Below are 12,532 nucleotides of genomic sequence, written 5' to 3'. Positions count from 1 at the left end.
TTAATTAATAAATGTTAGAAATGGAATTAATTATAGATAAAGAGTATAAACAATGGTTAGAATTAATTTCTAATAGAATAAAACATACACAAATACGACTTGCTACTTTTGCCAATTCTGGACTTATACTAAACTGCCATCAAGAGACTGAAAATAAAATATTTCTTTTCGCCCTGTTTTTATTCAAAAAATTATTCCGTAGCTATGGCTATGCAAGAATTTTGTGAAGAAAAACAAAACAAAAATAATTTATTTTCTTAATCAGCATCTTAATAGCGGTTTAGTATTATTGATTTTTACTGGTGGGTAGGAAACGAAATTTCAGAGAAACAAAAAAACAGTAGTTGGGGAGATAAAGTGATAGATAAACTTGCTAAAGATTTGCGAAAAAGCTTTCCAGACATGACTGGTTTGTCTAAAACCAATTTAAAGTATTGTAAAAGATTTTTTTCTTTTTATTCTGAAAATGCAATTAGTCAACAACTTGTTGACCTTTTGAAAAATAAAACAATATCAATTGGTCAACAGCCTGTTGACCAATTAGAAAAAGTAGCATCCCATGAAAAAGATATTAATAATACCTTAATAATAAAGCAATTAGCCTTGCAAATACCTTGGAGTCACAATATTAATATCTTTACTAAATCTAAAAATATTGAAGAAGCTGTATTCTATATTACCCAAACAATAGAAAACCATTGGGGAAGAGAAACCTTGGCTTTTCAGATAAAATCAGAGCTTTATAAAAGACAGGGGAAAGCCATCACTAATTTTACAAATACTTTAGCTATTTCTCAGTCTGATTTGGCAAAGCAAACCATTAAAGACCCCTATGTTTTTGATTTTATGACAATGACCGAACCATTTGTAGAAAAAGATATAGAAGATAAATTAGTTAATAATGTTACTAAATTTTTATTAGAATTGGGTAAAGGCTTTGCTTTTATGGGGCATCAATATCATTTAGTAATTGCAAATAATGATTATTATATCGACCTACTATTCTATCATACCAAACTAAAATGCTATGTCGTAATTGAGCTAAAGAATACGAAGTTTATTCCAGAGTATGCTGGTAAAATGAATTTCTATTTATCGGCAGTAGATAAATTAGTGAAAGATGAAACAGATAATCCAACAATTGGAATAATATTATGTAGAGATAAAAACAATATAGAAGCCGAATTTGCATTGAATAATATTAATTCTCCCATGGGGATTAGTGAAATGCAGTTCACAGAAGTATTACCCGAAGAATTAATATCGAGCTTACCAACTATTGAAGAGCTAGAGAAAGAACTAAAATAAATAATATCAAATAAAATAAATGGCAAATTTAAAAGGAATATTATATAGCATCCGCAAAATAATGTGGACTGACACAGAACTGAATGGTGATGCTCAACGAATTGAGCAATTGGGTTGAATGCTGTTTTTCAAAATCTTTTCCTGTTTTCAGCGTTGCAACACCCTAGAAATTTCTTTGAATAATTTCGAATAATTGATGATTTTACTTTTGCCATTTACAGGAGGAGAATCTAAACAAATAAACAATTCTTCTTTGCGTTCTTTGCTTGCCCCATAAGGAAGAATGACTGTATCGGGGCGTCTTTGCGTGAAAAAATTTATTCGGGAATAGCAACAAAAAGTGAATTGTTGGTTTTTAATGAAAATTCATTAATTATTTCACTAAGCTTATACATCGTTTCTTTATCAATTGCAAAATAATTTCCGTCATTTATTGAAGAAGCTATTATCCAGCTTGATTTTGTTTTGTAAAAATCTAAAGTTGTTAAAATAGTGTTTTCGTTGTTTTGAATAACTAATGAAAAATTTGCTTTTGGTAACAAAATTACTGTTGAGTTATCAGCAAATCCTTGTTGGTTTAATTTTTCAAGGCTTGTAAGAAATTCAGTAATTTGGATACTGTCAACAGTTTTATTATTTAATAACCAAGTATTTTCTTTTTTGTTAAGTTTGAAAGTTAAATTTTTATTTGACTGAAAATCAATGTTTGCCCATAGTGTTTTTGGCATTTCTATTACTTTTCTTTTTCTCCATTGGCTTTTATCGCTTTTAAAAGTTCCTTCCATATAAGATTCGCAAGCATAAGTTTTAGTTTCATCTGGCATTCTCACATAAGCATTTACTGTTTGCTGATTCTGAAAACTTAGGCTTCCGAGAATTATTTTATGTGTTGCTTGGTTGTCAGTTATTTCAAGTATGGTTCCTAAACTATCAACGCCATATTCAGCCCATTTTTCTTTTTCATTACTTGCCAATCTTGATGGCTTAAGTTTTTTTAATTCTTTCAATGAACGATCAAAAAATTCCGTATTTGTTTCTGCTTTTAGGTTTTGACCTAATTCAACATACCACTTGTCATTTTCCTTTATAATTGAAAATTCTTTGTTTTTATCAAATTGAGGAATAATTGTAAACTTAGATATTTTATCATAATTAATAGAAAAAAATTCTGTTCTTAAACTCCCTTCTTCTTTTTTTACAGATGTCTTTTTTATAACAAAAACAACCGCCAAAAGCACAGCAAAAATTATAAGTAAATGTATTGTTTTGAATTTCATATTATTTTTTGTTTAAAAATTAATTCAATTATTCATTCTTAAATTGAATTTTCCATCCAATTTTTTCTTTTCCTATTTTGAATACGAAATCTTATAATCCCAAAAATTATTAGTAAAATTATTGGAAACATTGTATTTGCATATTTTATAAAAGTTTTCTTCTTTTCATCAAGATCTTCTTTTATCGGATAGCCTGTAATTATTTTTGTTCTTAGCTCGGATAGTCCTGTTTCGTCAGATAACCAATCAATAGCATTTGCAAGTAAATTTAAATTATCAGGAGAGCCTTGAATTTGTCCTTGCTCGTTGTTAAGAGGGAAATCACCATTTGCAACAATCACCATTTTAGAATTATTATTTCCAACAATTTTTCCTTCTAATGAAATTGCAACAGGAATATTACTTCTGTTAAAATCTTGTTCTGTCCAGCTTTTCATAACATTGAAATAGGTAGGTGCAGGAGTTACTCCTGATTTATTGGATGTGGTTATTAACTCATTTACCTTAATACTTGTGTCAAGATTAGTATAGGATATTTCGCTTATAAATGGAAATAAAATAGTTTCAAGTCCTTTGCTTACAGGATGTTCGGAGAAATTTGTAACAACCGGCAAGTATGGAAAAGAAATAGGTCTGTTGTATGAAAAATTTCCTTGACGTTGCTGTATTGTTACTTGCCCGCAATTAGCATCATATACAAAATTTTGTTTTATTTTAATATTCTTTCTTGCCAGCCAATTTTCAAGTAATGTGTGATTTACAAAACCTTGTCCTTGTTGTAAGCGTGCTTTTACAAGACTTAAACCAATAAAAATATTTCCACCATTTGCAAGAAACCTATCTAACTCATTAAAATTGTAATAACTGAATGAATCAGTAGGGTTTACAATCGCAATAGTTTTATATTTATCAGGTATTTGAGTAGAATCCGTAAGTGTAAATTCTTCAATTGTATAAAGTACAGATAAAGATTTTTTTACTTCACTAAGTTGTGTTTTAGTTGCTTCTCCATGCCCTTTGATAAATGCAATTGGAGGTTTTTCAACATTTGTTGTTTTTCTAATAGCGAATGTTAATGCATATTCCATCGGTGCTCCCGGTTGTAAGGCAGGAATTGTTTCTGAATTTTCACCTTGTTGGATTACAGCTCCTAAGTAAACTTTTTGTTGTTCAAACTTATCCTTTTTGTTTATGTTCAAAAGTATTGGTTGAATACCTTTTCTTGTTGTTGCTTGCTCTGTTTCTGCATCTTTATTCGGATTTACAAATTTGTAAACAATTTTGTTGTTTGAGTAACTTTCATATTCTGTTAAAATATCTCTAAAATCTCTTTTAAACTTTTGGATTTGTGGTGGTAATTCTTCCGAAAAATATGCCGTTATCGTAACAGGTTCTTCAAGTTCTTTTAAAATTGTTTTTGTAGTGTTACTAAGAGTATATCTTTTATCGGCAGTAAAATCCAATCTGAAATATAAAGTATCGAAAATTATATTAGCCAAAATAAAAATACCAATAATAACTCCTGCTTTTATTAATGCTTGCTTTTTATTTAAATACATAATTTTAGTCTGTTAAAGTTCTTTTTGATAAAATGAAGTTTGCTACAATTAAGCTTGAAAAAATCAAACTTAAAAAGTAAATGATATCCCTTGAATCAATTACTCCTCTAGCCATTGAAGTAAAATGAGTATTTACGCTAAGGAAATTCAGAATATTCCCAAGCGGTCCTATCATGGTGCTTGAAATAAGTCCGAATAACCATTGAAAAAATATTGCTATAAAAAGCGTTACAAGAAAAGCAATTACTTGATTATTGGAAATACTGCTTGCAAATATTCCAATGCTAATATAAACTGCACTGATAAATAATAATCCAAGGTAACCCCCTAAAACAGCACCGTGATCAACTGTGCCTAAGCGAGTTATTGAATAATAATATGGCAATGTTAAAACTAATGCAATTACTACAAGAAACCATGAAGATAAAAACTTAGCTATAATTATTTGCCAGTTTGAAACTGATTTTGTAGTCAGTAATTCAATTGTTCCCGAATGATTTTCTTCGGCTAATGTTCGCATTGTAATTCCAGGTATAAAAAAGAATAAAATCCAGTAGGACCATTGAAAAAATACTATTAGGCTGGCTTGTCCTGTGGTAAAAATATCGTTTCCGAAAAACCATGTAAAAAAACCGCTGAATCCAAGAAATAAGATGAGTAAAATATAAGCCATTAAAGAATCAAAATAGCCTCTGAGTTCTTTTTTTGTAATTATCCAAATTGTTTTCATAAAATTATATTTTCGTATTCAATAATTTTTAACTTTTATTTTGTTTTGTTGTTAACTCTTTAAAAATATCTTCAAGCTTAGTTTCGCCTTCTTTCATCCCAAGGAGATACCAATTATTTTTTACACAAATATCAAAAATTGCTTTTTTGCTTTCAAGAAGTGATTTAGAATTTAGCTGTAAAATATTTTTTTTATCATCAATAACTTCAAGATTAGGAATTGATTCAATCTCCAATAGCTTTTTAGAAATATTATCTATTGTTTCATCCGACCCAATCTGAACTGTAACTAATTCATTGCTTTGCATTTTTGCTCTTAGCTCACTCGTAGTTGAATTAGCAACAATTTGTCCTTCATTTATAATAATTATTCTATCACAAGTTGCTTCTACTTCCTGCAAAATGTGTGTGCTTAAAAGGATTGTTTTTTCTCTACCGAGATTTTTTATTAGCTCTCTAATTTCTACAATTTGATTAGGGTCAAGACCCGAAGTAGGTTCATCAAGAATAAGAATTTCAGGGTCATGGATAAGTGCCTGTGCTAACCCTACTCTCTGCCTGTATCCTTTTGACAACTCTCCGATTTTTTTATGCCTTTCAATTCCTAATCCTGTGTAATCAATTATTTCTAGTATTCTTGATGGAATTTTTTCTTTAGGAACTTTCTGTATTTCGGCAATAAATTTTAAATAATCAATAATAAACATATCTTGATACAATGGATTATTCTCAGGCAAATAACCGATTTTAAGCTTAAAAGATTCAGGATTTTCAAAGATTGATTTTCCATTAAGTAAAACGTCTCCTGATGTTGGTGCCAAAAAACAACTGATAATTCTCATTGTTGTTGTTTTTCCTGCTCCATTTGGTCCAAGAAAACCGAGAACTTCTCCTCTTTTTAAATTAAATGAAATATCATCAACTGCTTTTTGAAGTCCGTATTTTTTAGTAAGATTTTTTATTACTATTTCCATAAAATGAAAGATTTTTTTGTTGTGCAAAAGTAGGATGTTTTTTTTAGTTTTTAGTTGTTAGTTTTAAGTTTTTAGCTTTTAGTTGTTAGTTTTTAGTTTTTAGCCCACTCACTAGGTGTAGTTTGTAACTACACCTTAATATTATATTAACAATCATTTAAAATATAGTAAAATATTAAGTAATTTGCAATTTCAAAAAAGATTGAAAATTGGGTATTTCTTATCAAATATTAAATCAAAACGGATTGTATTTCTTAACATTTCAAGTTGTTGGATGGGCAGATGTCTTTTCACGAAAAGATTATCGCGATATTATAATTGACAGTTTTACTCATTGCAGAAAGAATAAAGGATTATTACTTTATGCTTATGTAATTATGACAAATCATGTTCATGTAATTATGCAAAGTAAAAAAAATAATTTATCAGATATTGTTAGGGATTTAAAAAAATACACATCAAAAGAAATTCTAAAATCAATTGCAAATAACAAAAAAGAAAGCAGAAAAGGTTGGTTGAATATGATATTTCAATATTATGGAAAATTCAACAAACGTGTAGGAAATATACAATTTTGGACACATGATAATCATGCAGTTGAATTATATAATAACGAAATGATTGATTCACGATTGAATTATATACATGAAAATCCTGTAAAAGCAGGCTGGGTTATAAATCCTGAAGATTATTTGTATAGTAGTGCAAGAAACTATGCAGAATTGGAATCATTAATTGAAATTGATTTGATATAAAAATTCAATTATAGGTTTTAATATATAGGTGTAGTTACAAACTACACCTAGTACGGATACGATTTTTTTATTGTAAAAATAAAGTGTTATTGGTTTTTTTAGCAAAATATTTATAGTTTTTAATTGTTAATTCTTCTATTAAATTTACTATATGTAATTAAACTATCCACATTACGGAAAAATAATATACAACTTTAGCGTGTAACACACTCACTAGGTGTAGTTTGCAACTACACCTTAATATTAACAACTTACAAACTACACTTAGTACAGGATTTTAGCCAAACTACACATAGTACGGGGGTTTCAATATATAGGTGTAGTTACAAACTACACCTAGTATAGGTTTTTAGTTTTTAGCTCACTCCTTTCCGGCAACTTTTTTAATATCCTCAATTTCGGGTTTGTAATTTTTTAAAACTTCATTACTAATACCTACACTACTAAATCCACCATCATGATATAGGTTTTGCATTGTAACTTTTGATGTCAGATCAGAAAAAAGTGAAACAACATAATTTGCACATTCCACTGCATTTGCATTGCCTAGTGGAGACATTTTATCAGCAAAATGAAGAAATGAATCAAATCCCTCCACTCCTTTTCCTGCTGTTGTAGGTGTTGGACTTTGTGATACTGAATTTATTCGTACTTTCTTTTTTAATCCGTAGTGATTACCAAAACTTCTAACTATGGATTCAAGAAGTGCCTTTGCCTGAGACATATCACTATAGGTATTAAACATTTTTTGAGAGCCAATATAGGTAAGTGTAATAACTGATGCACCTTCGTTTAAATAATCATTTTTAAATGCGATATTCAAAACTTTGTGCAAAGAAATAGCGGAAATATCAAGTGTTTCCTGAAAATGCTTATAATCAAGAAAAGGATACTCTTTCTTTTTAATTACGTTTCGGGACATACCTACGGAATGCAATACAAAATCAATTTTGCCTCCTAAGATTTTAATTGATTCATCATACAAATTTTTAATATCCGCCAAGGATGTTACATCGGCAGGAATAACTTTTGATTTTGTTTCTTTTGCCAGCTCATTAATTTTACCAAAACGTAAAGCGATAGGTGCATTTGTCAAAGTGAATTTTGCTCCTTCTTCGTAAGCTTTTTTTGCAATCGCCCAAGCTATGGAATCCTCATTTAAGGCTCCGAAAATAATTCCTCTTTTTCCTTTTAGTAAATTATAACTCATATTTTAATAATTTAATGTTTTATAAATATTTAATGTCTAATGATATTTACCTCAGAACAATATTAAGAAAATTTTTTGATTAGTTCTTTAGAGCTTTGATATGCCTTTTCTCCTGCACTCTCCCCTCCTATCATTTTCGCCAATTCTCCAATTTTCTCTTTTTTATTTAATTTTTTAATTTTTGTATTTGTCTGCTCGTTTTCAGTAGTTTTGTAAACAAGAAAATGTTCTTTTCCCATTGCTGCAATTTGTGGTAAGTGAGTGATAGAAATAACTTGATGGTTATTTGAAAGCTTGCCAAGCATTTCTCCAACTTTTATTGCAATTTCGCCCGAAATTCCAAGGTCAATTTCATCAAAAACTATTGTAGGAAGAAGTGCAGTACCTACAAGAATGTATTTTATACATAGCATAAGTCTTGACAATTCACCACCGGAAGCAACTTTATTAATTGGCTGAAGTGGAATACCTGTATTAGAACTAAAGAAGATGTTCAGCCTATCCTTTCCGTAATCATTAAATTCTTCTAATTCATCCAACTTGAATTCAATACGAGCATTGTTCATTCCTACTTGTTGTAACAAAGCAACTAACTTTTCTTCTACAGATGTTTTGTGAGAATGCCGCAATTCAGAAATTAAATTGGCTTTTTCTGTTAATTCGCCAAATGTACTTTCTATTACATTTTTTGTTTCAGAAATTTCTTTTTCAAGGGAAGTTATCCCGTCAATCTTTGTTCGTAGTGTATTTGCGTAATCATTCAACTCAGCTACTTCTTTAAATTGATGCTTTGTCAAAAGTTGATTAATAAGGTCTAGCCTGTCAGTAATTTCGTCAATTCTTTTTTCATCAACTTCCACTTGATTTTTATAAGTTGCCAAGTCAATACTTAGCTCTTTTAATTCAAGAGAAACTGATTCCATTCTTTTAAAAAAATCTTCAATTTTAGTGTCAAAGCCTGAAATTTCAGAAAAAAGTGATTTTAACTCATTGATTTTATCAAGAATATTTTGCTCGTCTTCATCAACGGAATATAGAATATGGTTTATGTTGTTACGAATTTTTTCTGCATTTGAAAGTACTAAAAATTCCTTTTCAAGTTCTTCATTTTCATTATCTTCTAATCCTGATTTTTCTATTTCCTCTAATTGAAAATTAAAATAATCAAGGTCTTTTTTTGCTTTCCTTTCTTCAACTTCAAGTAATTCCAGCTTTTGAACAAATTTTTTATATTCTTTAAAAAGCTTTTTATAATCACTTAAATCCTTTTTTGTTCCTGAATAAGCATCCAAAATAGAAAGCTGAAAAGAAGTATCATTCAGTCTTATAGTTTGATGTTGCGAATGTATATCAATAAATTTTTCTGAAAGCTCTTTAAGAATATCCAGTTTCACAGGAGTATCATTTATAAAAGCACGTGATTTTCCACTTGGCACAATTTCTCTTCTCAAAATTGTTTGCGTTTCATAATCAAGGTCATTTTTATCAAAGAAATTCTGAAGATCCAATTTCTGAATATCAAAAACTCCCTCAATAATGCATTTAGAGTTCTGATTGTGAAGTGCCGTTTTATCAACTCTGTTACCAAGAATCAAAGCTAAAGCTCCAAGTAAAATTGATTTTCCTGCACCTGTTTCTCCTGTAATAACATTTAAACTTTTAGCAAAATCAATTTCTATCTCATTGATTATTGCATAGTTGCTGATTTTCAGATTTTCTAACATTCTTTATATTTTAAACAAAAGAAAATATTATTTTTTTAACTTTTCCGAATATTTTGAATAATTAGCAGGGTCTATTTCTTTCATTAATGACTTAAGTTCATCAATCTCAGTAGCTGTAGCGTTGGAATAAATTTTAATAATTTCATTTCTTTTTGATGTCAAGAATTGTCTTAACAGGTAAGAATCAGGCTCGTCTCTATGAACTTTTTTTAATAATTGTAAGCTTTCGCCAATGGCATGTCTTGATGCTTCTTTTTCTTTAGTCATTTTATCAAGACCATTACGATGATAAATGTAAATAGCTTCACGCAAAGGTTTAAATCTAGGGTCTAACAATTGATTCACAAGCCAGTATCTATTATTTTTTTCAGTACTAAAAGCATCCCATCCTTCATATCCTTTTCCTTGTGCCTGATTTACAATTTCCTGAGCTTTCTGATAATAAGGTGTTCCTCCATATTTTGAAAAAGAATCGTAATCAAGTCCTAAAATTATGTATGCATAGTAGGATAAAATTGATGCAAGATTTGAAGTAAATGAACCCTCGTTAAAATCAATAGTTGCAAACTCAACATAATCAAATGTTATTTTTTTATCAAGAACATTCAATACTGTAGAATTATAATTTGTTCCAAAAGCAGGACGAACAGATTGAACCTGAATATTTCCTTTAAATTTATCAGTTTGAGGTCTGTCATCAATTTTTATGTAATAATTACACTCTATTCTTTCTACGGGTTTATATTTATCTTCTGTCCACACCTGACCTTTCATAAATTCCATAATACCTTCACGCATATTGTCATAAACATGCTTATCAGTTGATTGAATTTGTTTGGATACAACAGTTACATTACAATTTAGTTCTTGGCTATTAACATATTTTGTAAAAAGTAAAACACTTAAAATTAAAATTATTGATTTTTGAAACATGAGTTTAATTTTTTTATCAAACAAATTTAGAGGTTTAATTTTTTCTGACTACAATTAAATTAACTTTCCTTACACATATTTTATTGCAACACTATTTTATTTAATTCTAATAATGAATTCCCATTTTATCAAACATATCAGAATTAATTACTTCAATAGCTTTTTGAAATTCATTATTACTTTGATTAATAATTCTAAAATATGAGCCATGATCAAATAACTGTCTGGCAATAAGTGCTTTTAACTGAAGTTTAATTAGTTCTCCTGAACTTTTCAAATCCTTTTCATTCTTAGTTACACCTTCTTTAGTAGCAAAAGTTAAAAAATCATTCCAAATACTATTTGTGTTAAATTTAGCATCAAATTGTTTAAAATCAGGATATCTCTTTTTTAAAACCAGTCTATTTTTGTCGAGATATTCCAAAGTGTATTTATAAATTAATCCTTTATGAATTAGTTGGCTCAAATAATTTGAGTTCATAGAAGTATCAATTGCCACAAAAAAATCAGGAATAATTCCACCGCCACCATAAACAATTCTGCCACCATCAGTTTGATATTTTAAAGAATCAGGAATATCAATACTATCTTTATTTGTTAATTCTCCGTTTAAATATCTGTTATAAATATCAAGGTAGTAATCTGCCTTAGATTCATTTTTGTAAGGTTTTTGAATAAATCTACCTGAGGGTGTAAAATATTTTGCAACGGTAAGACGCAATGCTGATTTATCAGTCAATTCCATTTGCTCCTGCACAAGACCTTTTCCAAAAGACCTTCTGCCGATAATAAATCCACGATCCCAATCCTGTACTGCACCAGCAACAATTTCACTTGCTGAGGCAGAGCCTTCATCTATCAACACAACAAGTTTTCCTGTTTTAAAACCACCACGTTTTGATGAATAATATTCTTCTCTCTTCCTTGCTCTTCCTTTTGTATAAACAATTATTTTTTTTGAATTAAAAAATTGATCAGTAACTTGAAATGCAACTTGAAGATATCCTCCTGGATTTTCTCCAAGGTCAAGAATGAGATTTTGCATTCCTTCGTTTTCAAGTTTATTTAATGCTTTTACAAACTCCGAAGCTGTTTTTGCTGAAAAACGATTTATCTTTATGTATGCTGTTTTATCGTCTGCCATGTAAGCTGCATCAATACTATAAATTGGAATTTTATCCCTTACAATATCAAATGCCAGTACTTCCTTATTACCATTTCTAAGTATTTCTACCTTTACAATTGTTCCTTTTTTACCCAACAATTTATTTCGCACATCCGCATTTGTTAATCCTACACCAGCAATATTTTCTTCATCAACAGTAATAATTTTATCACCTGCTTTTATTCCAAGTTTTTCGGAAGGTCCTCCCGAAATTGGAGAAACAACAATCAGCGTATCATTTAAAATATTGAATTCTATTCCAATACCCTCAAAATCTCCTTGTAAATCTTGTGTTACAGCAGTAAGTTCACTTTTTGAAATATAAGCGGAATGAGGGTCAAGATTATTTATTACTTTTTTTACAGCAAGCTCAACTAATTTATTATTATTTACAGTATCAATATAAGATGTATTAATATGACTTATTACTTCCTTAAATTTATGTGTATCATTGTTTTTTGCTCTAAATGAATCAGGGCTAAACTTGGTTCCAACAAGCATTCCTAAAGCAAACATGATACTTAACAATAATGGTAATAAGTAGTTATATTTTTTATTCATCAATTTTATTTTTCCGCAAAGGTAAAAATAAAATTAGTGATTGTTTATCCATACGGAGAGCTTTTGTTTATTAAGGGATTTTATAGTCGTTTTCAGTCTTCAGTCAGCAGTCGGCAGTCGGCAGTCAAAAACAGTCCACAGTCTTCAGTCCTCAGTCGGCAGTCAAAAACAGTCTTCAGTTCTCAGTCTTCAGTCGGCAGTCAAATTCCGGATAAACAAAACGATTATCGAATAAACAATCATCACTTCTCAATCTTCTCAATCTTCTCAATCTTCTCAATCTTCTCAATCTTCTCAATCTTCTCAATCTTCTCAATCTTCTCAATCTTCTCAATCT

Annotated in this window: 10 protein-coding genes; 2 read left to right on the top strand and 8 right to left on the bottom strand. The window is 29.4% G+C overall.

Features of this window, described 5'->3' with window-relative positions; all coding sequences use genetic code 11:
• Positions 1 to 285 precede the first annotated feature (285 nt).
• On the top strand, positions 286 to 1,308 hold the full coding sequence (locus U9R42_07265; protein ID MEA3495819.1) for a PDDEXK nuclease domain-containing protein: 1,023 nt from the start codon (positions 286 to 288) through the stop codon (positions 1,306 to 1,308).
• 317 nt (positions 1,309 to 1,625) lie between these two features.
• Here the strand turns inward: U9R42_07265 and U9R42_07260 are convergent, their stop codons facing one another.
• The 4 genes from U9R42_07260 to U9R42_07245 are packed head-to-tail and all read right to left on the bottom strand — an operon-like array spanning position 1,626 to position 5,847.
• Positions 1,626 to 2,585, bottom strand: a complete 960-nt coding sequence (locus U9R42_07260) for a DUF4340 domain-containing protein (GenBank protein MEA3495818.1) — start codon at positions 2,583 to 2,585, stop codon at positions 1,626 to 1,628.
• A 38-nt stretch (positions 2,586 to 2,623) separates the two neighbouring features.
• Positions 2,624 to 4,144, bottom strand: a complete 1,521-nt coding sequence (locus U9R42_07255) for a Gldg family protein (GenBank protein ID MEA3495817.1) — start codon at positions 4,142 to 4,144, stop codon at positions 2,624 to 2,626.
• Between the two features lie 4 nt (positions 4,145 to 4,148).
• On the bottom strand, positions 4,149 to 4,874 hold the full coding sequence (locus U9R42_07250) for an ABC transporter permease (GenBank protein MEA3495816.1): 726 nt from the start codon (positions 4,872 to 4,874) through the stop codon (positions 4,149 to 4,151).
• Positions 4,875 to 4,902: 28 nt separating this feature from the next.
• Positions 4,903 to 5,847 carry an ATP-binding cassette domain-containing protein gene (locus tag U9R42_07245; protein ID MEA3495815.1) on the bottom strand — a complete coding sequence of 315 codons (945 nt, stop codon included), beginning with the start codon at positions 5,845 to 5,847 and terminating at the stop codon, positions 4,903 to 4,905.
• 209 nt (positions 5,848 to 6,056) lie between these two features.
• Here U9R42_07245 and U9R42_07240 point away from each other — a divergent pair, with 209 nt between their 5' ends.
• Positions 6,057 to 6,602 (top strand): transposase, encoded by a 546-nt coding sequence (locus U9R42_07240; GenBank protein MEA3495814.1) that lies wholly within the window; start codon positions 6,057 to 6,059, stop codon positions 6,600 to 6,602.
• 361 nt (positions 6,603 to 6,963) lie between these two features.
• Here the strand turns inward: U9R42_07240 and U9R42_07235 are convergent, their stop codons facing one another.
• The 4 genes from U9R42_07235 to U9R42_07220 form a co-directional block, all read right to left on the bottom strand.
• Positions 6,964 to 7,812 carry an SDR family oxidoreductase gene (locus U9R42_07235; GenBank protein ID MEA3495813.1) on the bottom strand — a complete coding sequence of 283 codons (849 nt, stop codon included), beginning with the start codon at positions 7,810 to 7,812 and terminating at the stop codon, positions 6,964 to 6,966.
• Positions 7,813 to 7,874: 62 nt separating this feature from the next.
• Positions 7,875 to 9,536, bottom strand: coding sequence for a DNA repair protein RecN (recN, locus tag U9R42_07230; GenBank protein MEA3495812.1), 1,662 nt, complete (start codon positions 9,534 to 9,536; stop codon positions 7,875 to 7,877).
• A 27-nt stretch (positions 9,537 to 9,563) separates the two neighbouring features.
• Complete coding sequence (locus U9R42_07225) at positions 9,564 to 10,469, bottom strand: DUF4835 family protein (protein ID MEA3495811.1); 906 nt, start codon at positions 10,467 to 10,469, stop codon at positions 9,564 to 9,566.
• A gap of 106 nt (positions 10,470 to 10,575) precedes the next feature.
• Positions 10,576 to 12,195, bottom strand: a complete 1,620-nt coding sequence (locus tag U9R42_07220; GenBank protein MEA3495810.1) for a S41 family peptidase — start codon at positions 12,193 to 12,195, stop codon at positions 10,576 to 10,578.
• Between the last annotated feature and the right edge of the window lie 337 nt (positions 12,196 to 12,532).

Source organism: Bacteroidota bacterium (assembly GCA_034723125.1).
GTDB lineage: Bacteria > Bacteroidota > Bacteroidia > CAILMK01 > JAAYUY01 > JAYEOP01.
The sequence above is the reverse complement of the archived record's forward strand: the minus strand, read 5'-3'. Positions and strand labels throughout refer to the sequence as shown.